At 46.4% G+C, this 20559-nt stretch carries 25 protein-coding genes; 3 read left to right on the plus strand and 22 right to left on the minus strand.

Features of this window, described 5'->3' with window-relative positions; translation table 11 throughout:
- Positions 1-47: 47 nt before the first annotated feature.
- Positions 48-299 carry a 30S ribosomal protein S20 gene (gene rpsT / locus MHZ95_RS14290; protein WP_239391454.1) on the plus strand — a complete coding sequence of 84 codons (252 nt, stop codon included), beginning with the start codon at positions 48-50 and terminating at the stop codon, positions 297-299.
- A 42-nt stretch (positions 300-341) separates the two neighbouring features.
- On the opposite strand, the gene holA is transcribed toward rpsT, so the two are convergent.
- The gene (gene holA / locus MHZ95_RS14295) at positions 342-1358 is read right to left on the minus strand and encodes a DNA polymerase III subunit delta (RefSeq protein ID WP_239391455.1); all 1017 of its coding nucleotides are present in this window, start codon (positions 1356-1358) and stop codon (positions 342-344) included.
- Positions 1359-1521: 163 nt separating this feature from the next.
- On the opposite strand from holA, the gene MHZ95_RS14300 reads away from it, so the two are divergent.
- The gene (locus tag MHZ95_RS14300; protein WP_239391456.1) at positions 1522-1656 is read left to right on the plus strand and encodes a YqzM family protein; all 135 of its coding nucleotides are present in this window, start codon (positions 1522-1524) and stop codon (positions 1654-1656) included.
- 57 nt (positions 1657-1713) lie between these two features.
- Here MHZ95_RS14300 and MHZ95_RS14305 read toward each other — a convergent pair whose 3' ends face one another.
- The 11 genes from MHZ95_RS14305 to MHZ95_RS14355 form a co-directional block, all read right to left on the minus strand.
- Positions 1714-3849, minus strand: a complete 2136-nt coding sequence (locus MHZ95_RS14305) for a DNA internalization-related competence protein ComEC/Rec2 (protein WP_239391457.1) — start codon at positions 3847-3849, stop codon at positions 1714-1716.
- Between the two features lie 152 nt (positions 3850-4001).
- Positions 4002-4565: a ComE operon protein 2 gene (locus MHZ95_RS14310; protein WP_239391458.1), complete on the minus strand. Its 564-nt coding sequence runs from the start codon at positions 4563-4565 to the stop codon at positions 4002-4004.
- A 34-nt stretch (positions 4566-4599) separates the two neighbouring features.
- Positions 4600-5202 (minus strand): helix-hairpin-helix domain-containing protein, encoded by a 603-nt coding sequence (locus MHZ95_RS14315; RefSeq protein ID WP_239391459.1) that lies wholly within the window; start codon positions 5200-5202, stop codon positions 4600-4602.
- A 246-nt stretch (positions 5203-5448) separates the two neighbouring features.
- Complete coding sequence (locus tag MHZ95_RS14320) at positions 5449-6195, minus strand: class I SAM-dependent DNA methyltransferase (protein ID WP_239391460.1); 747 nt, start codon at positions 6193-6195, stop codon at positions 5449-5451.
- Positions 6185-6532 carry a ribosome silencing factor gene (gene rsfS / locus MHZ95_RS14325; RefSeq protein ID WP_239391461.1) on the minus strand — a complete coding sequence of 116 codons (348 nt, stop codon included), beginning with the start codon at positions 6530-6532 and terminating at the stop codon, positions 6185-6187. Before rsfS ends, MHZ95_RS14320 begins: the two co-directional genes overlap by 11 nt.
- A gap of 32 nt (positions 6533-6564) precedes the next feature.
- A complete protein-coding gene (gene yqeK, locus MHZ95_RS14330; RefSeq protein WP_239391462.1) occupies positions 6565-7119 on the minus strand; it encodes a bis(5'-nucleosyl)-tetraphosphatase (symmetrical) YqeK in 555 nt (184 codons plus the stop codon).
- On the minus strand, positions 7109-7678 hold the full coding sequence (locus tag MHZ95_RS14335; protein WP_239391463.1) for a nicotinate-nucleotide adenylyltransferase: 570 nt from the start codon (positions 7676-7678) through the stop codon (positions 7109-7111). The genes yqeK and MHZ95_RS14335 overlap by 11 nt, the downstream gene beginning before the upstream one ends.
- A gap of 16 nt (positions 7679-7694) precedes the next feature.
- A complete protein-coding gene (gene yhbY, locus MHZ95_RS14340; protein WP_239391464.1) occupies positions 7695-7985 on the minus strand; it encodes a ribosome assembly RNA-binding protein YhbY in 291 nt (96 codons plus the stop codon).
- Positions 7985-8815 (minus strand): shikimate dehydrogenase, encoded by an 831-nt coding sequence (gene aroE, locus MHZ95_RS14345; protein ID WP_239391465.1) that lies wholly within the window; start codon positions 8813-8815, stop codon positions 7985-7987. Before aroE ends, yhbY begins: the two co-directional genes overlap by 1 nt.
- Positions 8816-8828: 13 nt before the next feature.
- The gene (gene yqeH, locus MHZ95_RS14350) at positions 8829-9929 is read right to left on the minus strand and encodes a ribosome biogenesis GTPase YqeH (RefSeq protein WP_239391466.1); all 1101 of its coding nucleotides are present in this window, start codon (positions 9927-9929) and stop codon (positions 8829-8831) included.
- Positions 9930-9931: 2 nt separating this feature from the next.
- Positions 9932-10447, minus strand: coding sequence for a YqeG family HAD IIIA-type phosphatase (locus MHZ95_RS14355; RefSeq protein WP_239391467.1), 516 nt, complete (start codon positions 10445-10447; stop codon positions 9932-9934).
- 423 nt (positions 10448-10870) lie between these two features.
- On the opposite strand from MHZ95_RS14355, the gene sigK reads away from it, so the two are divergent.
- Entirely contained in the window at positions 10871-11572 is a 702-nt protein-coding gene (sigK, locus tag MHZ95_RS14360) for an RNA polymerase sporulation sigma factor SigK (RefSeq protein WP_239391468.1), read from the plus strand.
- Positions 11573-11808: 236 nt separating this feature from the next.
- Here the strand turns inward: sigK and mtnN are convergent, their stop codons facing one another.
- The 10 genes from mtnN to alaS all read right to left on the minus strand — a co-directional run bounded on the left by mtnN (position 11809) and on the right by alaS (position 20441).
- Positions 11809-12501: a 5'-methylthioadenosine/S-adenosylhomocysteine nucleosidase gene (gene mtnN / locus MHZ95_RS14365; RefSeq protein WP_239391469.1), complete on the minus strand. Its 693-nt coding sequence runs from the start codon at positions 12499-12501 to the stop codon at positions 11809-11811.
- 25 nt (positions 12502-12526) lie between these two features.
- Positions 12527-13213, minus strand: a complete 687-nt coding sequence (locus MHZ95_RS14370) for a YrrS family protein (RefSeq protein WP_239391470.1) — start codon at positions 13211-13213, stop codon at positions 12527-12529.
- A 278-nt stretch (positions 13214-13491) separates the two neighbouring features.
- A complete protein-coding gene (gene greA, locus MHZ95_RS14375; protein WP_239391471.1) occupies positions 13492-13968 on the minus strand; it encodes a transcription elongation factor GreA in 477 nt (158 codons plus the stop codon).
- A gap of 102 nt (positions 13969-14070) precedes the next feature.
- On the minus strand, positions 14071-14709 hold the full coding sequence (gene udk, locus MHZ95_RS14380; protein WP_239391472.1) for a uridine kinase: 639 nt from the start codon (positions 14707-14709) through the stop codon (positions 14071-14073).
- 37 nt (positions 14710-14746) lie between these two features.
- Entirely contained in the window at positions 14747-15382 is a 636-nt protein-coding gene (locus tag MHZ95_RS14385; protein ID WP_239391473.1) for an O-methyltransferase, read from the minus strand.
- A 56-nt stretch (positions 15383-15438) separates the two neighbouring features.
- Positions 15439-16563, minus strand: coding sequence for an endolytic transglycosylase MltG (mltG, locus tag MHZ95_RS14390; protein WP_239391474.1), 1125 nt, complete (start codon positions 16561-16563; stop codon positions 15439-15441).
- A gap of 169 nt (positions 16564-16732) precedes the next feature.
- Positions 16733-17026 carry a DUF1292 domain-containing protein gene (locus MHZ95_RS14395; protein ID WP_239391475.1) on the minus strand — a complete coding sequence of 98 codons (294 nt, stop codon included), beginning with the start codon at positions 17024-17026 and terminating at the stop codon, positions 16733-16735.
- Positions 17027-17039: 13 nt separating this feature from the next.
- On the minus strand, positions 17040-17456 hold the full coding sequence (ruvX, locus tag MHZ95_RS14400) for a Holliday junction resolvase RuvX (RefSeq protein ID WP_239391476.1): 417 nt from the start codon (positions 17454-17456) through the stop codon (positions 17040-17042).
- A complete protein-coding gene (locus MHZ95_RS14405; protein WP_239391477.1) occupies positions 17453-17725 on the minus strand; it encodes an IreB family regulatory phosphoprotein in 273 nt (90 codons plus the stop codon). Before MHZ95_RS14405 ends, ruvX begins: the two co-directional genes overlap by 4 nt.
- Before the next feature lie 82 nt (positions 17726-17807).
- The gene (gene alaS, locus MHZ95_RS14410; protein WP_239391478.1) at positions 17808-20441 is read right to left on the minus strand and encodes an alanine--tRNA ligase; all 2634 of its coding nucleotides are present in this window, start codon (positions 20439-20441) and stop codon (positions 17808-17810) included.
- Positions 20442-20559: the final 118 nt, after the last annotated feature.

The raw sequence follows: 20559 nt of genomic DNA on the forward strand, positions 1-20559 counted from the left end.
AATTCGTGGAAACACTCTTGCCTTACCTGAAATTGGAGGTGAATGAATTGCCAAACATCAAAGGAGCTATCAAACGCGTTAAACAAAGCGCTGCTGCTAACGAACAAAACTCAACTACGAAGCATGCTATGCGTACAGCTGTACGTAAAGCTGAAGTTGCTCTTGACGCTAAAGCTGAGGATGCTACTATCCTTCTAAAAGACGCAATCAAAAAAATGGATACAGCTGCACGTAAAGGTCTTATCCACAAAAACACTGCTGCTCGTCAAAAAGCACGTCTTACTAAAAAAGCTTTATAATCCAAATGTAAAAAAGGTCGTCCTGTAATGGACGACCTTTTTTCATTTTCTGAGCGGTTCCATGAAAAACAATTCCAGGACGCGTTCTCTTTTTCCACCCGTCGATTTTAATTTATAATCGATTTCCGCAAGTTTGTCCAAAATAACAAGCAGCCGCTCCGCCTGAGGGATTTGCCGGTTTTCCATCATCAATTTCACCCGGTATGGATGGACACCTAATGTTTTGGCAATTTGTTGTTGGTGGTATCCTTTTTTCCGCAATGTCCCTACATGAATCATCAACCTGATTTGACTGGCGATGAGCGAAGTGAGCATGATCGGTTCTTCCCCGTTCCGCAACAAGTCGTGATAGATTGAAATTGTATCCGGCACCCTCCCCGCCACATAAGCATCCGTCAGCCGGAAAACATCCATTTCGGGTGTGCGCGGGACGAGCAATTCAATGACCGATGCGGTAATCTCACCTTCTCCATTCAAATACGTACCCATTTTATTTATCTCTGTAGCTAGTGTCAGCAGTTGATCTCCTGCCATGTCGACGAGCAACTGGGCATCATCCGCTGAAATATACGTTCCGATCGAGCTCGCCTCCTGTTGGATCCAAGCTATTAGGTCCTTCCCTTGGAGACGTTCCGCTTCAATAACGGTCGCCTGTTCTTTCATGATTTTTGTAATCCGTTTTCTCGCGTCCAACTTTTCGTAAGGTGCCATGAAAACCACCACAGCAGTCGGCGATGGATTGGCGAGCCATGTTTCCAGCATAGCCAGATTATGCGTCACTTTTTCCCTACTTTTATCTTGCGCTTTCAAAAAGTTGGCATTTCCTGCGATGATCAATTTTCGTTCTTGCAGGAACGGCAACGTATCGGCTTCCTCAATGACGGCTTCGACAGGCGTCTCTTCCAAGTCAAATCGGATGAGTGATGCTTCATCCAGATCCGGCATTGCTTTTTTGAGTCGATTCACTGTCGTATCAAATATATGTTGTTCAAGTCCGGTCAACAAGTAGACTGGATCAATTTGTCCCGCAGCTATTTTCTTCCATATGGCATTCGCCATTTGTATCACCTCTTCAGCAATCCTCGACCTCAATTATACAACAAGAACAACCGTTCATATGAACAATTTGTGTCTTTTTCTTTCACAAATCTAGAAAAAGGCGAAAGCTATGGATTTTTAGTGGGCAATCATCTATACTAAAGTGGAATTAGGAGGGGTAGCAATGAATGAGTTTGAACATGACGTCCAGTCAAAACGTAATGATGCGATCGATTCGGGAGTTGGCTTTGTTGTCGCTTTCGTAGCTTTCTCAGCAATATTTGTTATTGCTACAATTATCGACGTAGTCGCTGGCTAAACAAACGTGAAGAAAACGGTTTTGCATTTCCATTACGGAAATCGCGAAACCGTTTTTTCATTTTTCCATCGAAGTGATTTGGTAACGATCCCCTTTTATCGTAACAGTGATCGAACCTGATTCTGCGGTGGCCATCGTTTTCAGTCCGTAATCGCGAAATCGATCTACGACTTCCGGGTGCGGATGGCCGTAGCGGTTATTCCTTCCCGCTGAAAAAATCGTCCATTCCGGTTGCAGCGCCGCAATAAATGGCTCACTACTGGACGTCTTACTACCATGATGGCCTGCCTTTAAAATGAGGGAGCTGAATGTTGCTTGCCCATATTTCTGAAGAAAGCGTCTTTCCCCTTCTTCCTCCATATCTCCAGTAAATAAAAATGAAGGTCCCGTTGTCGTCATATACAAAACGAGCGAGCTATCGTTTCCAACATATTTCTCCGTTGTCGGTCCGACGTAATAGAAGGCCGCATCGCCCATCCTCCATGAAATCCCTTCTTGTATCGGAACAATCGGGATGTTCTGTTGATCCGCCAACCGCAAAATATCCTGCATGCTTCGCTCTTCCTCACTCCCAGGTGAAATATGAATTTCTCTTACGGTCACCTCTTCCAATACTTCATCTGCCCCTTCCACATGATCCGCATCAGCATGCGTCAAAATCAACTTATCAATAGTCGTAATGCCTCGACCTTTCAAATAAGGGACGACGATTTTCCTTCCGACTTCAAACGGTTTGGATGGCGTGCGCCAATCGGGTTCCCCAAATGTGATCGTTCCACCCGTGTCGATGACATAGACCGCTTTCCGATAAGGCAGTTCAATGACAATGCTATCCCCCTGCCCCACATCCAGATAGGTCACGTGCAAGGAACTGTCCGTGTACGGTGTAAAATGGATGAGCAATGCTGGGACGAGAAGAAAAAGGACGCTCCGCCCAAATCGGGCTCCGCTTTCCCAACGGATGAGAAAAAGCATAACACCTCCAACCGCGATCGAGGTCAACCAGGCACCGGGTTTTCCCGGTGTCCATAATTGATAAGGCAAAGAGGCGATCGAACTTGTCACGTCGCCGACCACATCCCTGAACGGCTCATAGACATAGAACATGCTGTTAACGATAACTGGTGACAAGTAGGATGTCACCAACAGGATGATATTTGCTGGTAAAATGATGATGGAATAAAGCGGGACATAGACTAGATTCACAATAAATGATGAAATGGATAACCCGTGAAAATGAAACAGCAAGACGGGAAATAACGCCAGCTGACTAATGGATGTCACAAAAAACGACGTCTTCAGTGCGGAACGGGAAGTCGCCAAAATGGCCGATGAATAGACGAGTGCGAATGCAGCCAAATAAGATAACTGGAATCCCGGTTGAAACAATACATAAGGCTGCATCCATATGAAAATGATCGCACTGATGGCCAGCGCGTCTTCCAACCTGATCTTCATGCGTCCTGAAGCGGCCAGCAGTACGAGGACCGTTGCAGACACCGCCCGCCAGACCGACGGGGCCCCACCTGCCAATACCGCATAGCACGGCAATAGGATGATCAGCAAAAGGTCGACCGTTTCCCGCCTCATGCTTAATCGGAGCAATGTACTGCGGAAAAGAAACGTCAGCAACCCGACGTGCAACCCGGAAATGGCAAACAGATGGGTAATGCCCAGTGTCTGATAATCCGCAGCCAAATCTTCATCCATCCCGCTACGGTCCCCGATCAATAATGCTTCCGCCTCCACGACCAACGATTCAGGGAAGGTATTCTCGATATGTTTTTTCACTTGACGGCGCTGTTCACGCAACTTGACGCCGATTCCGGATCGCTGATCGACTTTCAACAAAGTCTCCGCCTCGAAAATTCCCGACGCGCCGTACATCCGCATATATTTTTGCATATCGAAAGAAAACGCATGTGAAGGGAGCTCCGGTTCCCGGAAAGAACCGGTGACCGTCCATTGCATGGAAGGGAACGGGGCATCCTGAAACAGGTTTTTCTCCCGTTCATTTTTAAAGGAATAGATGGCATAGACAGTTAACCCTGTCGATGTTGTCGCGAAGCCCTTTATCTTGCCGCCGTCAATTTTCACATTGTCCGACCAAGTCAACGTCAAGGTAGCCGGTCCGGATTCGATCGTTTCCGGTAAGTTTGCTGAGATGACAAAAAAAGAGAGACAAGCAGCCAAAACTGCGAGGATAGGTGTGAGGAATTCTTCTTTTCTACGTAGGAAAATGGGGAGTAACAACAGATTAAGAGATAGTAAATGGACCGGTCCGTATGCGGCGAATGCCGATACGGCTACCGGAAATGCGATATAGATGACACGGACACGCGAGATTATTTCCCGAATAAGTCATTCACCCTTTGTGTATAGGGAGCCAGTTCTTCATCTCTTAGACCAAGTGTCTGCATTTTTTGAAGCAATTCATTAAATAATTCCAGTTTCTGTTCACTGGAAAAATCCACTTTCTTTTCGTCGAATGGAATATGCTGTACAGTGACACCGGATTGTTTAAATAACTCGATGGCATATTCGCTATTTTTGTAATCTGTGGCATAGATCACATGGCGGATACCCGATTGAATGATCGCCTTCGAGCATTGGAGACACGGGAAATGGGTGACATACAACGTCGAACCTGCAACCGGAATGCCGTATTTCGAACATTGCAGCAAAGCGTTCATCTCCGCGTGGATCGTACGGATGCAATGATTGTCCACGACATAACAGCCATGATCGATGCAATGGTCGCCTCCTGAAATTGATCCATTATAACCTCCAGCGATAATCCGATTCTCTCGGACGATTGTCGCACCGACTGCAAGTCTTGTACATGTGCTTCTCACTGCTAATAGATGGCATTGCGCCATGAAAAACTGGTCCCATGTAATGCGCTCCATATGGACCCTCCTCGTATAGATAAAATTTAAGCACTCATTTCACTGTAATTTGTGATTCCAGCTTCTCAAATGTTTTTTGTCCGATCCCGGACACTTCCATCAATGATTCAGGCGTTTTGAACAGTCCATGATCCGTCCGGTATTGGATAATGGCGGCGGCTTTCGCAGGACCGACACCCGGAATGGTCATCAGTTCTTGTTCATCCGCTGTATTGATATTGACTTTTCCATCATTTTGTCCCGCACTTTTCCCGGCTGTCGTCGTTTGGATAATGTCGATCGGCTCTTCCCCAACGCTCGGGACGTAGACGACAAATTCATCCGTCAGTTTTAAGGCGTGGTTCAGCATGCGGGAATCCGCATCGGGTAAATATCCGCCTGCCGCATGGATGGCATCGATCAGCCGTTCGCCTTCCGATAACGAATAGACGCCAGGATGTTGAACAGCCCCTTTCACATCGACAACGATGGGTTCGGGGACAGGTGGAAGGACCGTTTCATTTTCTTCAATTTCTTCTTCAATCAGTTCAGGGAATGGGTTGGAGTCGCTCATAACATATGTTTGATCGTCGTCCTGTCCTTTGGGGAAGAACAGAAAAGCGCTGACGATAGCGACTACAGCAATGGGGGTGATCATCTTACGCCACTTGCCGGATACAAGCGAAAGAAACAGTCGTATTCACCCTTTCTTTGGCGGCATCCATATGGAGTCTCTTTCAATATAAATGAATGACCGTCCAAAATCAATAACGCCGAGGCGTTATTGCGCCCAGATTTTATCGAGCTTGCTCGATAAATTCATCTGAAAAATCTGTGGCATCCGCCGGAGGCATGACTTCATCCAGTTGAGGTTTTAACCTCAACTGGATGAAGTCAAAAAGGGTTATTTTCTTACTTGAAAAAAGATTCTTTCACTTTCTTCGTCAGGCGCTAAATCTTCCCAATCCGCAAAAACCCGTTCAATTGAAAAACCAGCTTCCTCCAGCATGTTGACATAGTCATGTACCGGAAATGTCCGCTGTGTATGCACTTCATCGAACCGTCGATAGGCGTCATTTTGTTCTTGAATGAAAAAAGCAAGTTCCGAATAAACGGAATGGGGATGCTCCCCCTCCTCCGTTTCCCATATGTAAGCGATTCGACCGTTATCGAACGTAAAAGGTCCCTCCATGAAAATGACATCCGTCTTAAATGTGGAATGGACGTCAAAGAGGAGCGTCCCTCCCACTACCAGTGCCGCATGAATATTGCGGAAAGTTGAAAGGACCTCTTCACGTTCTTGTAAATAATTCAGCGAGTCAATCGCAATAACTGCCGCATCATAGCCGGTAACGCCGGCTAATTGCTGCATCGGTTGCTGCACGAACTTTACAGGCAAGGAAAGTGCCTGCGCCCGCTTTTCCGCAACGGCCAACATGTCTGCGGACAGATCGATCCCTGTCACGTCAGCCCCTTGCTTTGCCAACTGGACAGATAATAGACCGGTTCCACAACCAATGTCCAAAATACGTTTGCCGCGAAGTCCTGCCGTTGCCGTCATGACGAGTTCCACATATGTCTCATACGGGATATCCGTCATCAGTTCATCATAGACGGCAGCGAATTCTCCATAAGACTGCTTAGTTTCCATCTGTCATATTCAACAACGGGGCATCTCCCCAAAGTTTTTCCAAATTATAGTATCCGCGCTCGTCACGATGGAAAACATGTACGACGACATCGCCAAGATCGACCAGCACCCATCTCGCCAAGTCGAGGCCTTCCATCCGTTTCACAGGATGACCGATTTCTGCCGCTTTATCTGCCACTTCTTTTGCGATGGCTTGTACTTGCCGCTCCGAATTGGCATGACAGATGATAAATTGATCGGCAATAAGCGATACCCCTTCCATATTCAAGACGACAATGTCTTCCCCTTTTTTATCATCCACCGCTTGATAAGCTGTTGTTAGTAATGTAGTTGTCATTGTTTCACTTTTCCTTTCCGAATATCCTTGACTCAATCGATGTATATATTATAACAATCGATCGAATCTGGATAAACCGAGACTTTTTTATTCACCAAATACTTCACCGACTGATAGATGCAAGCGCCCATCGCTGCATGGAGATTTTCATTTGCAAGCTCCCTCAATGTTTCCACGCCTGGAAAATCACGTCCGGGCTCGATCATATCAGCAACATAAATCAGTTTTTCAAGATCGGACATTCCTGCTCGTCCAGTTGTATGATAACGAATCGCATGCACAACATCCGGATCTGCAACGTTGAATTCTTGCTGCGCAATTACCGCACCGACAGGACCATGCCATAGTTCGTGATGGAAGTCGAGCAGTCGCGGATCTTCTTGTTCTCGTTCCAATATGTCACGTAAGTCCGTTTTGGACATACATTTTGCAATATCATGGAACAATGCCGCCTGTCCCGCTTTCAACACCGAAATGTCGTAACGCACCGCCATCGCTTTAGCTGTTTCTGCAACACGGAGCACATGTTCATAGCGCGATTGTGTCAATCGTTGTTGCAAGACTTTTTTCAACTGTTCAACATCCATATAGGCCCACCTCCCGGATAAACGACTCCACTTCGTGGGGAATCAAAAAACGGACTGTCCGCTTTTCCAAAAAACGTTCCCGGATCAATGAGGACGACAAGTCGATCTGCGGAATGTCCACCAATTGGACTGGATACTCCGTTTCCCCGCTGTTTCCTGGTCGATTGACTCCGATGAATTGGACAAGACGGACCAACTCATCAATCCGATACCATGTCGGTAACTGATCGATCATATCCCCGCCAATGATGAAATGGAAGGACGTCTCCGGCTCTATGACCGTCAGCCTTTTCATCGTCTCATACGTATAGGATACGCCGCCTTGTTCCACTTCAAACGGGCAGGCCGTCAAGCCTTCTATCCCTGACACGGCAAGTTCGACCATTTGCAGGCGCTCTTCTGCTGTTGCATCGCCTTGTGCCACTTTATGGGGTGGAACGGCGGTCGGCATAAGCCGAACTTCGTCCAGTCCCAAGGCATTTTTCACTTCGTTTGCGACGATGAGATGCCCGATATGAGGAGGATTGAACGTACCGCCAAGTATGCCTACCTTTTTCATGGAAGCAAATCCCTCCTTATGGCAAGACGATGCGTTTTTTCTCTCTGGACTCTTTATACAGAATGAGGATATTGCCGATTACCTGAACGACTTCTAGTCCTTCTCGCTCCGACAGTTCAGCCGCAATGTCGTTTTTATCTTCTTCGCAGTTTTGTAAAATATTCACTTTGATCAATTCTTTCGCTTCAAGCGCCTCTTCGATTTGATGGATGACCGACTCCGTCAAACCACTTTTTCCGATTTGGAAAATGGGTTGTAAATGATGCGCTTCGCTGCGTAGAAATCTTTTTTGCTTACCTGTTAACATTATTTGCCTCCAACTATTGCTGTTATTTTTTCAATGGTTTTTTCCGTATCGGGACGAATGTCTGTCCATGTCTGGAATGCAAGGGCGCCCTGATGGACGAACATGCCGACCCCATTCAACGTTTTCGCCCCATTTTTGCGAGCTTGTGCCAAAAATTCCGTTTCGAGCGGGTTATAAATGATATCTGCGACGACTGCATCGGCAGCGATGTTTTCTGGATTCAGCGGCATGCCTTCCTGCGCGAAATTCATACCGACTGAAGTGGTTTGGACAATCAAACCATAATCAGCTAGTGTCTCTTCCGCTTCTGCCAGTGTTTGTGCAGTGGCATCCTTGAGATTCGTTGCCAATTGTTGCGCTTTTTCCACTGTGCGGTTTGTAATGACAATCGGACCATAACCCATGTGCTCCAGCGCAAAAGCAATCCCCCGCGCGGCTCCACCGGCACCGATTAAAAGAACTTTTCGTCCTTTACACTGTTCTCCATATGCCTCTTCCAATGATTGGACAAAACCAAGCCCATCCGTATTGGAGCCAACTAGCGTGCCATCCGGCGAAACATGCACCGTATTGACAGCTCCCATCTGCTCTGCAGATGAATCCAATCGATCCAGAAATGGAATGATAGCATTTTTATGTGGAACCGTCACATTCCAACCGCTGCATCCTAAGGTTTTTAAACTTTCTACAGCTTGTTCAAGTTTTTCCGCCTGTATATGAAGCGGAATATACGTGGCATCGATTGCATTTTCTTCGAACCATGCGCCATGCAAACCAGGCGACATGGATTGTGCAATCGGGTCACCGATGACCGCATACCATTTTTTCATCGAACACTCCCCCTTAAATGAGCGAAGGCCTCAGTACAACATCTACCCCACGAGGCGCATGAACGGCAACGACAACGTCGGGATGCTGGACAGTGATCCAGCCCAGACCTGAAATGACGAGATCCGTTTTCGCTTTTTTTATCGAATATTCATGCCGTACAAAAGGCGGCAATTGTTCCAGCGACTCACCCGATGGCGGTGACAGCATGTCGCCGAGATGTTTTTCATAAAGCGCATCCGCATTGTCCAATTTTGTCCGATGAATCGGCAACTCATTGGACACATGGATCGTAAAGGATGAGCGATCCCCTTTGATAAAATCGAAACGTGCAAGTCCACCGATGAAAAGCGTCTGTTCCGGATTCAACTGGAACACTTTCGGCTTCAACTCTTTCTTCGGTGTGATGGCTTTCAAATCTATCGCATCCAGATGGTGTGCAATTTGGTGATCGTTGATAATCCCCGGTGTATCGTAAATCGCTTTTCCATCATCGAGCGGAATCTCGACAAGATCCAAAGTCGTTCCCGGGAAATGGGATGTCGTTATGACTTCCCCCACCCCTGTCGCTCCTTTAATGATACGATTAATGAAGGTCGACTTTCCGACATTTGTACAGCCGACGACGTAGACATCTTTGCCTTTCCGTATCGTATCGATCGCTGCCAGCGCCTCTTCCATCCCATGCCCTTTATGAGCGGAGACAAGAAGGACATCAACCGGTTTCAAACCGAGTTTCACCGCTTCGGCCCGCATCCAATTGATGAGTCGATTGCGGTTGACGGACTTCGGCAACACGTCCGATTTATTGCCGATCAGCAAAATATCTTTATGACCGACAAAACGGTGTAAGCCATTGATCCAACTGCCGTTGAAATCAAAGATATCAACGATCTTGACAATCATACCGTCCCTTTCCCCGATCCCGTTCAAGATATTCAGGAAATCATCGCCCGATAAGGAAACAGGCTGCAACTCATTGTAGTTCCGCAACCTGAAACAGCGTTGGCAAATGACTTCCTCTTTTTCCAAGGAGGCAGGCGGTGCATAGCCTTCCACTTTTGGATCTTCCACTTGGATCGTAATGCCGCATCCGATACATTTCAATTGTTCCAAACTTATTCCTCCCACTTGATCAGGCCTTTCCGTTTCAGTCCGGCCATGATTCTTCTTTCCATCATTCTGTTAAACTTTGTAAAAAATCCATCTGAGTTCGCGACAGGCACGACAAGGATCGTATGTAAACCTTTTCGATTGCCGCCAAGGATATCGGTCATCAGCTGGTCACCGATGACCACAGCTTCCTCTTTTCGAATTCCCATGGTCGTCAATGCTTTTTTAAAGGATTTACGCAACGGTTTCCGCGCTTCGCAAATGAATGGCGTTCCAATGGGATCACAGAACGTTTTCACCCGCATCTCATTATTATTGGAGACGACCGTCACTTGTATGCCCGCTTCTTTCATGGATTTCATCCAGTCGATGATGGCTGGAGTCGCTTCCGGACGATCCCATTCGACAAGGGTGTTGTCCAAATCTGTAATAATGCCTTTAATCCCCTTTTCTTTCAGCACTTCCGGTTTGATTTGAAAGATGTCTTTCACATATTCATCCGGTAAAAAATAGTTATACACGAAATCCACTCCGATTAAGTTCTAATTCTGAAACGATTATAACATAACACTCCGCCTTTCACGCACCGAAAAGAAAAGAGCAGGGCGCCTGAAATGAGAATCGCAGTCTAAGGTCGCCACGTCCTGTGGCAACGACAGCGTGACCTACTTCCTGTAGGCCCGCGACAGGCATAAGGCGAGTCGGCGATGAGGCGTTCTTTGCCTCGCAGCCGAAACGACTTATGACCCGAGCATCTGGCGCCCGGAGCCTAGACAAAAGAAAAGAGCAGGTTGCACTGCCTCCCATCCGCTTCCTTGGTCAATCGCTTTGTTCTGTAGCTAAGCAAAATAGGACATCCTTTAGCGCCTGTCCGACCGAAAAAACGGTGATATGGCAAGACATGACCGCATATGCTGTCATACAACGACACAGGAGGTGACCCGATGAGTGGGTTGGTCATGGCAATTGTCCAGCTATGGCTAGAAGTTCCTGCGATGATTGGCTACATCCGGGGGCAGGCATTCCAACGGCCCCTCTCGAAAGAAGAAGAAGCAGCATGTCTAAAACGACTGGCAGAGGGCGATGAGGATGCAAGGGATGAACTTATTGAACGCAATATGCGTCTCGTCGCTCACATCGTAAAAAAATTCCATCCAAAACACGAATTACTTGATGATTATATTTCAATCGGCACAATCGGACTGATGAAAGCGGTGAACAGCTTCACGCCAGACCGGAAAACCAAGCTGGCCACATACGCCGCCCGCTGCATTGAAAACGAAATACTAATGTACTTGCGCACGCAGAAAAAAGTACAAAAAGACGTCTCTCTCTTCGATCCGATCGGCACGGATAAAGATGGGCAATCATTGCAAATTGCAGATTTACTTCAAACCGATGATGAAACACCAGTCGATGCGGTCGAGCAAAAAGAGCGCAAAGAAAGACTGTATCGGCATCTTGGGAAACTGGATGGACGGGAATTGGAAATTATCCAGCGTAGATACGGCCTGTTGGATGATCAGCCGATGACGCAGAAGGAAATTGCAGAGCAACTCGATATTTCCCGAAGCTATGTTTCCCGTATTGAAAAGCGTGCGATTGTCAAATTATATCAGCTATTCAAGCATGAATATAATGAGTGACCGCTCGGTTCCAGTCTTGGATGCCGCACAACAAAAAGGCGTTTCCATGCGGGAGTGATCCCAACATAGGAAACGCCTCTTCTTTTTTACCTCAGTCCGCACGAACCTCTCTGGCAATAACGACTGCGATGATGGTTGAAGCGATAAATACGCCTGCCATTAGAATAAACATGTACAACCCCTCCTCGAAACCTATCTATTAAGATGTATTCTATCGTTATCTTACCATGAAACCATTAAAGTTTCGAGATGGCTTTTAAAACAATATCCGTGGAATGTCTAGCAGCAACCGGCAAAAATTCATCAAAACTGATGGACGATTCTTTGCCTGCAATATCGGATAATGCACGGATGACGACAAATGGCGTTTCGAATTGGTGGCAAACTTGTGCAACGGCTGCCGCTTCCATTTCAGCCGCAATCATCGTCGGAAATAGCCGCTTCACTTCTTCCACATGTGCAGCATCGCTCATAAATGTATCGCCGGAAGCAATCAAGCCAGTTGCATGGGTGTGCTGTCCGACTTCCTCCACCGCTTCACGGGCCACTTCCACAAGTCGTGCATCCGCTTCATACGCGGCCGGCTGCCCTGGCACTTGTCCGTGCTCATAGCCAAATGCCGTGACATTGACGTCGTGATGCCGTACCTCATCTGAAATGACGACTGTACCGACTTCCAAGTCTTCCCGGAAACCGCCTGCCGATCCCGTATTGAGGACGACATCCGGTTTGAAATGCGTCAGTAGAAGCGCCGTCGCAACCGCTGCATTCACTTTACCGATGCCACTTTTAACGAGGACGATTTGCCGGCCTGCTATTTCCCCTTCGATGAATTCACATCCTGCAATGCTCGTCGTTTGTGCCGAAGCCACTTCTTCTCGTAAATATTCCACTTCTTCTTCCATTGCTCCGATTACGGCAATTTTCATTTTGTTTCCCTCCAATGAATCAAGTTCAATAGTCAAAATCCAATGTCGTCAAGACATCCATTTTCACCGGTTTCCAACCTTTTCCGTCCACCCATTCAAGGTAAACCCGGTATTTTTCTTCTTTATCCCGAGAGGATACGATCCCAACCGACTGTTGCGGTCCACCGCCATTTTTGATTTTCCAGAAAATCATGGAATCATATGGCAAGCCCGTCGCATAGGCAAGGGCTTTTTCCTTTTCTTTCCAATCAACCGATTTGCCGTCGTATAAAGAGACATGTTCCCCCGTTTGGGTTGTCCCGATCGGCTGCCATGATGTATCAATGACTGTTTCAGCGATGACCGCATCCTCCGACGGAACGATTGTTACTGTTCCTGGACTATGGGTATCGTCTTCCTCCGACTGTCGGTTTTCTTCATTTCCGATTTCCGGATCATTCTCAAGCTGCAGGTCATTTCCCTCTTCGTCATGTTCATCAGCCGTATTGCCAGCTGGTGCCTGTTTTTCCGTATTCAAGTTCTCCTCGGTTTCCGTCCGATCGGCAACAGCGCCTTCGTCAGCCTGATCCTCTCCCCCTTGAAGGATGATGGATGTCGCAACGACAATGATGAGCAATACCACTATCCCAATCAACAGATTCAATATTCGATTCGAACGATTACGCCTTTTTTTTCTTCGAGTCCTCGAAAAATTCGGTTCTTCTTGTGCCATACGCAATCATCTCCATTTCATTGATCTCCGAATTTCTCCATGCTTTAGACGAATGAAACGACGACAAGTTTCCCCATTTGACGAATAACAAATGCTTGTCAACATCGATGAAGAGAACAAAAGCGCAGGGCGCCTGCTTTAAAGGAACGCAGTCTAAGCGTGCGACGTCCTGTCGCAACGACTGCCTGACTCACTTCCTGTGAGCCTCCGAGCGTCTGGCGACCGGAGCCTAGACGATGAAAAAACCGCCCTCGTCGTGACAGGCGGCTATCCGTAGGTCATTTTATTTCAAGGATGACAACCGACATCTTCCCACCAGGTGTGACGATTTCCACTTCCTCATCCTTTGAACGACCGATGAGTGCTTTCGCAATCGGTGAATCATTTGAAATGAGACCTTCCATCGGGTTTGCTTCTGCAGAACCGACAATCGTGTATGTCTCTTCATCCCCGTCCGGCAATTCTTTGAATGTAACCGTTTTCCCGAGTTGTACCTCATCCGTATTCAACTCGTCTTCTGTGATAATGACTGCATTGCGAATCATTGACTCAAGCGTTGAAATTCTGCCTTCTACAAAGGCCTGATCTTCTTTTGCAGAATCGTACTCCGAGTTTTCAGAAAGGTCGCCGTAACTACGTGCAATTTTAATGCGCTCGACCACTTCTTTTCGTTTTACAGTTTTCAGGAATTCCAACTCTTCTTGTAGCTTTTCTTTTCCAGATACTGTCATTGGATATTTCTTTTCGGTAATCATTACACACCACTCCTCATATTCCTGTTCATAAAAATACTATGCCGCTCCTACAAGAGGTATGCGACATAGTGTTCATCTGTATAGAATTCTGTCATCATCATATTACAATTCCGTTCCATATTCAAGAATTGTTTTTATTTTTGTAACCATCAGGTCAATTGCCACTTCATTGTGACCCCCTTCTGGAATGATGATGTCTGCATACCTTTTCGTCGGTTCGATAAATTGGTTATGCATCGGGCGGACGACCGACAAATACTGCTCGATCACGGAATTGATCGTTCTGCCGCGTTCGTTAATATCCCGCATAATCCGGCGAATTATGCGCAAATCCGCATCCGTATCAACGAATAGCTTGATATCCATCAATTCGCGTAGCCGAGGATCTTCGAGTACTAAAATCCCCTCTAAGATGATAACATCTTTCGGTTCAATGTAAACCGTTTCAGCTGAACGTGTATGAAGCGAATAATCATAGACCGGCTTTTCCACCGGTTGCCGATTCAGCAAACAGGCAATATGTTCGATCAATAAATCTGTGTCGAATGCCAATGGATGATCGTAATTCGTCTCCAGTCGTTCCTCGAACGCTAAATGCGATTGGTCTTTATAATAATAATCCTGTTCGATGACGACTACGGAATGTTCTTTGAACACCTCATAGATCGAATGTGTGACACTCGTTTTCCCGGAACCCGAACCGCCTGCGATTCCGATTACGAGGGGTTTTCTATCTTTCATCTTCTCTTCAGATTCTCCTTACTCAAGCGACTGCCCCTTATTTTTTCACCGCAATTAACAACCCATCCCCTACCGGAAGCAAAGAGGCTTCATAATCGGGATGTGCCATGATCCACCGCGTGAATTCTTTCAAGTTCCGGATCATCGTGCGCTTGCGTCGCGGCACTTCTTCATCTTCGAGCAGTACCATACCATGCATGAACATATTATCGCAATAGATGACACCTGAAGATGTGACTGTAGGCGCATATTTTTGAAAAAAAGCTTGATATTGACCTTTTGCCGCATCAATAAAAAGCGCATCATAAGACCTAGTGAAAATATCAGGCTCTTCAGTTTGTAAAGCATCCGTTTCGATAATCGTAATTTGTTCTTTTCGTCCGCTGCGTTGGATATAGTCGACCGCCTTCAAATAGCGATCACGATCCCTTTCGATTGTCACAATGGACGAATCGGGCAATGCTTCGGCGATCCGAATGGCGGAATACCCGATGGCACTGCCAATTTCAAGAATTCGCGCCGGCTTATGGATCCGCAAAAGACTGATCAATAGATCGATGCCTGCACGATCCATGATCGGAACATGATGTTCCGCAGCATATTGTTCCATTTCAATAATCAAGGCATTCTGCTCTTGCCTAAAACCGGCTAAATAAGCCTCGTAATTGCCCATTCCGTTCACCTTCCTCTTCAAATACATCACGGTGAAATGACGTTCAAGTAGCGCGATCAGTCGCCTGATAAATAGCGGTCACGGTTTTTCAAATGCTGATCATACGAATCCGTGAAATGATTGACGCCTTCCTTATCAGCCAAAAAGTAGAGATAATTCGTTTCCGCAGGTGCGATGACCGCTTCAATGGAAGACTTTCCTGCTCCGGCAATCGGGCCAGGTGGCAAGCCTTTATTTTTATACGTATTATACGGATCCGCCACTTCCAAATCAGCATAGAGGACACGGTCTTTATGGGCCCCTAACGCATAGAGGACAGTCGGATCGGTTTGCAGCGGCATATCGATGTCCAATCGATTGTAGAAGACGCTCGCAATCGTCTCACGATCGGATTGTGCTGTCGCCTCTTCTTCAAGTAAAGAAGCAAAGGTTAACAGCCAATGCACTGTTTTCTCTTCACTTTCAAGATAGTCCAAATACGGGGTAACATTGGTTACCGTCGCTTGAACCATAGCATCGACAATCGTTTCGATAGAAGGATTTTCCTCATAGAAAGGATAGGTCGCGGGGAATAAATAACCTTCCAACGGATATTTGATCTGGTCCCCTTTAATATCCTCGGTCAAAATTCGGGAATATTTTCCGATGAGCCGGTCAATTGTCGCTTCATCTCCAACATAATCCAGAAACTCTTCTTCTGTAATATTTGTGTCTTTTTCAACAATTTTCGCAATTTGTTTTAATGTCAATCCTTCAGGAACTGTTATTGTGAAGACCGGTTCCCGATACACTTTACCTGTTTTCAAACTTTCGATCAACTCATCGGGCGTCATCGCTTTTGTCAATCCGTATGTTCCCGCTTGAAATTGGGACTCGTTATTAAATTTTGCATAGTATTTAAAAATACGTGCGTCTTTAATAATCCCTTTTTCTGCAAGTTTAGCAGATATCGTATCAAGACCTGAGCCGATCGGAATTTCTACTTCAATGACTTCCTCGGCATCCGGATCGACAGGCTGCAACGCCCCCGTTACATACTTATAGGCGCTTCGGCCACCGATCAAACCAATTAGAAGAAGGACAAGCGTAATGCCTAATACAATCCGTCTGACAACCTTTACTTCCTTCTTCTTTTCAATCATCCGCTCGATCATCATCTCTTTTTTTGATTCTTTTCCCAAATGAATTTCACCTCTTCTGCTTGAAACTGCGAACTTTCCATTCAACCTTCATAAGTCCCGGATGGCTACCGTTTAGCAAACTCACACAACCATAAAATTACTATGTATGCATTTAAAGCAACGAAGAAAAACGGAACGGTCTGCACCGTCCCGTCCGTGCACATATAAATTAGTCTTCGTCCTCTTCTTCCGCTAGGAAAGTATTCAACATTTCCTCGATCATTTCCCACTCTGCGTCATCTTCAATCGGGAATAGCTCGCCATCCTCATTGTCCTCGGAAGGAATAAATGCGGATGCATGGATTTCGACTTCTTCGTCGTCATCTTTTTCTTCACCATCTAATACATGATAAAGGACATAGGATTTTCCGAATTCTTCTGAGTCAAAAGTGAAAATGACTTCACATACATGCTCATTACCGTTTTCATCAACGATTGTCATTGTTTCTTGTCCGTGTTCCAAACTGATCACCTCATTAGTTTTTTGAATCAAGATACCCTTGGAGTATCATGACTGCAGCCATCTTATCGATGACGGTCTTCCTTTTTTTTCGGCTGACATCCGCGTCGATCAGCATCCGTTCAGCTGCCATCGTCGTCAATCGTTCATCCCATAATTTGACAGGGAAGCCGAATGTCTCCGTTAATAAACGCGCATAGTTTTCGGAAGCTTCCCCTCTTGGGCCGATTGTGTTGTTCATATTCTTCGGATAGCCGACGATAAACTCGTTCACTTCGTATTCTTGAACAAGTTGGCGGATTCTTTCCATGCCAAACTGGCCGGCACTTTCATCGATCTTAACGGTTTCGATGCCCTGGGCTGTCCACCCAAGGGCATCACTGATCGCAACGCCGACCGTTTTGGTCCCTACATCCAATCCCATGATCCTCAATCCGATTTCCCTCCGTTTTCACGGATATAAAACTTGACCAATTCTTCCAGAATCTCATCCCGCTCCAGTTTTCGAATCAGATTACGAGCATCCTCATGACGAGGTATATAGGCCGGATCTCCCGAAAGAAGATAACCGACAATCTGATTGATCGGATTGTATCCCTTGTCATCCAATGCCTTATGCACATGGAGCATAACTTGCTTCACTTCCTGCTCCATCGATTCTTCAGGAAAATTGAATTTCATCGTCTTATCGTAAGAATCCATGATCGACACCCCGCTTTCAGATCATCCGTTTTACGAATCGGTTTACATTCCGTCTTTTAGTATACCCGATTTGTGTAGCTGATTAAACAGATTTGACATAATCATACACGGATTGAAGCGCATCATCAAGTTTGGAAGCATCTTTCGCACCTGCCATTGCCATATCTTGTCTGCCTCCGCCTTTTCCGCCGCATTGTGAAGCGACATGATTGACGATTTTACCTGCGTGATAGTCGCTTGCTTTCAAGTCTTCTGTAATTCCTGAAACAAGCATCACTTTCCCGTCGGTTGAGGCGCCAAGTACAACGATCGCTTTCGTCAATTTCTGTTTCATCTCATCCATCATTTGACGGAGTCCATTATTGTCTTTAACATCAACCCGTGCAGCAATGACCGAGACGTCCCCGATCTGTTCGGCATTCGCTAAAATGTCCGATAATTGGCTGTTTCCGAGTTTCGCGGACAGCGATTCGTTTTCACGTTGCAATTCTTTCATATCCCCAAGGAGTGAACCAACTTTCGTCACGATGTCTTTTGGATTGGATTTCAAAAGTCCCGCAGCATGGACGAGCGTCGCTTCCTCTGCCTTGAACGAACGGTATGCCTGTTGTCCTGTCAACGCTTCGATTCTTCGTGTCCCTGCACCGATTCCACTTTCGGAAACCAGCTTGAACAAACCGATGACGGATGTCGTAGGCACATGGCATCCCCCACATAATTCCAGTGAATAATCGCCTACTGAAACTACGCGGACGACATCTCCATATTTTTCACCGAACAATGCCATGGCGCCCATTTGTTTCGCTTCCTCGATCGGTTTTTGAGCGATGTCCACAGCGATATCCGCCCAAATCTTTTCATTGACAATCTGTTCGATTTTTTCAAGCTCTTCTTTCGTCACTTGTCCAAAATGGGAGAAGTCGAAACGCAGACGATCTGGTCCGACATAGGAACCTGCCTGATTGACATGTTCACCTAGTACGTCTTTCAATGCTCTATGGAGAAGGTGGGTTGCCGTATGATTTCGGATTGTCAATTTTCTTGCAGCTTGATCCACTTCTGCGTGAACTTTCGCACCTTTGGTCATTTCCCCGGAACGGATGATGGCCGTATGCAAGTTTTGGCCGTTCGGTGCTTTTTGTACATCTTGTACATCTGCGACGAATGTCTCACCGCTGATTGTTCCTTTATCCGCCACTTGTCCGCCGCTTTCCGCATAAAACGGTGTACGGTCAAGGATGAACTGGATCTCTTCTCCTTCGGAAGCTTGTTCTGCCAATACGCCATCTTTCAAAAGTGTGACGACTGTCGATTCGACTGCTAATTGATTGTACCCGATAAATTCGCTTGCTTCATGGATGTCTCCAAGCACACCTGATTGAACATGCATTGAGTCGACATCTTGGCGTGCCGCACGTGCACGTTGACGCTGGTTCTCCATTTCCACTTCAAAGCCGGCGCGGTCAACGGAAATCCCAGCCTCTTCCGCGTATTCTTCCGTCAATTCGAATGGGAAGCCGTATGTGTCATACAGACGGAATGCATCCGCACCTGGTACAACAGCCGTACCTGTCAATTTTGCTTGTTCGATGACACCAGAAAGAATCGCAAGCCCTTCTGTCAATGTTTCGTGGAAACGCTCTTCTTCGTTTTTGATCACTTTCATAATGAATGCTTGTTTTTCTGTCACTTCCGGATAGAAGTCCTCCATGATTTCCCCGACGACGGGTACAAGATTGTACATGAACGGCTTATGAATACCTAATTGTTTAGCAAAACGGACCGCTCTGCGCAATAGTCTTCTGAGTACATACCCGCGTCCTTCATTGGACGGCAATGCTCCGTCACCGATGGCGAATGCGACGGTACGGATATGGTCCGCGATCACTTTGAATGCTGTGTCTTTTTCCTCATCTTCGCCATATTTCTCACCGGATACTTCTTCAATCGCATGCATGATCGGCATGAAAAGATCCGTGTCGAAGTTTGTCGGTACGTCTTGGATAACGGAAACGATACGCTCCAAGCCCATCCCTGTATCGATGTTCTTTTTCGGTAGTGGCGTGTAAGTATGGTCGGGATTATGGTTGAATTCGGAGAACACCAAATTCCAAATTTCAAGATAACGTTCATTCTCCCCGCCCGGATACAATTCAGGATCGGAGAAATCGTCTCCGTAAGCAGGTCCGCGATCGTAGAAGATTTCTGAGTTTGGTCCACTTGGTCCTTCACCGATATCCCAGAAGTTTCCTTCCAGACGGATGATCCGGTCTTCCGGAATACCGATTTTATCACGCCAGATGGCATATGCCTCTTCGTCTTCCGGATGGACAGTGACTGAAAGCAGTTCAGGATTGAAGCCGATCCACTTGTCGTCCGTCAGAAATTCCCAAGCGCGGATAATTGCTTCCTCTTTGAAATAATCACCGATGGAAAAATTTCCGAGCATTTCAAAAAATGTATGGTGGCGTGCTGTTTTTCCGACGTTTTCAATATCATTCGTCCGGATTGATTTTTGTGCATTGGTAATGCGCGGATTATCTGGAACGACACGTCCATCAAAATATTTTTTTAACGTCGCGACACCGCTGTTGATCCACAAAAGGGATGCATCATCAATCGGTACGAGCGGAGCGGATGGTTCAATGCTATGACCGTGCTCCTTGAAGTATTGTAAAAATAGTTTACGGATTTGGGATGATGAAAGTTGTTTCATGAATAATTCCTCCTACATTTCTTTGTGGTGGTTCAGGATCCAGCGAATACATCGTACAAAATAAAAAATCTCCGCCCCTAAAACAAGGGGCGAAGATTTAACTCGCGGTACCACCCTA

The organism is Sporosarcina sp. ACRSM (assembly GCF_022346545.1).
In the GTDB taxonomy this organism is placed as follows: Bacteria; Bacillota; Bacilli; order Bacillales_A; family Planococcaceae; genus Sporosarcina.

Bases quoted from the DNA above. Each gene is read 5' to 3' on its own strand.
- holA (WP_239391455.1), bottom strand. From the start codon at position 1,358: ATGGCGAATGCCATATGGAAGAAAATAGCTGCGGGACAAATTGATCCA.
- MHZ95_RS14300 (WP_239391456.1), top strand. From the start codon at position 1,522: ATGAATGAGTTTGAACATGACGTCCAGTCAAAACGTAATGATGCGATC.
- MHZ95_RS14310 (WP_239391458.1), bottom strand. From the start codon at position 4,565: ATGGAGCGCATTACATGGGACCAGTTTTTCATGGCGCAATGCCATCTA.
- MHZ95_RS14315 (WP_239391459.1), bottom strand. From the start codon at position 5,202: ATGATCACCCCCATTGCTGTAGTCGCTATCGTCAGCGCTTTTCTGTTC.
- MHZ95_RS14320 (WP_239391460.1), bottom strand. From the start codon at position 6,195: ATGGAAACTAAGCAGTCTTATGGAGAATTCGCTGCCGTCTATGATGAA.
- rsfS (WP_239391461.1), bottom strand. From the start codon at position 6,532: ATGACAACTACATTACTAACAACAGCTTATCAAGCGGTGGATGATAAA.
- yqeK (WP_239391462.1), bottom strand. From the start codon at position 7,119: ATGGATGTTGAACAGTTGAAAAAAGTCTTGCAACAACGATTGACACAA.
- MHZ95_RS14335 (WP_239391463.1), bottom strand. From the start codon at position 7,678: ATGAAAAAGGTAGGCATACTTGGCGGTACGTTCAATCCTCCTCATATC.
- yhbY (WP_239391464.1), bottom strand. From the start codon at position 7,985: ATGTTAACAGGTAAGCAAAAAAGATTTCTACGCAGCGAAGCGCATCAT.
- aroE (WP_239391465.1), bottom strand. From the start codon at position 8,815: ATGAAAAAATGGTATGCGGTCATCGGTGACCCGATTGCACAATCCATG.
- sigK (WP_239391468.1), top strand. From the start codon at position 10,871: ATGAGTGGGTTGGTCATGGCAATTGTCCAGCTATGGCTAGAAGTTCCT.
- mtnN (WP_239391469.1), bottom strand. From the start codon at position 12,501: ATGAAAATTGCCGTAATCGGAGCAATGGAAGAAGAAGTGGAATATTTA.
- MHZ95_RS14370 (WP_239391470.1), bottom strand. From the start codon at position 13,213: ATGGCACAAGAAGAACCGAATTTTTCGAGGACTCGAAGAAAAAAAAGG.
- greA (WP_239391471.1), bottom strand. From the start codon at position 13,968: ATGATTACCGAAAAGAAATATCCAATGACAGTATCTGGAAAAGAAAAG.
- udk (WP_239391472.1), bottom strand. From the start codon at position 14,709: ATGAAAGATAGAAAACCCCTCGTAATCGGAATCGCAGGCGGTTCGGGT.
- MHZ95_RS14385 (WP_239391473.1), bottom strand. From the start codon at position 15,382: ATGGGCAATTACGAGGCTTATTTAGCCGGTTTTAGGCAAGAGCAGAAT.
- MHZ95_RS14405 (WP_239391477.1), bottom strand. From the start codon at position 17,725: ATGGATTCTTACGATAAGACGATGAAATTCAATTTTCCTGAAGAATCG.
- alaS (WP_239391478.1), bottom strand. From the start codon at position 20,441: ATGAAACAACTTTCATCATCCCAAATCCGTAAACTATTTTTACAATAC.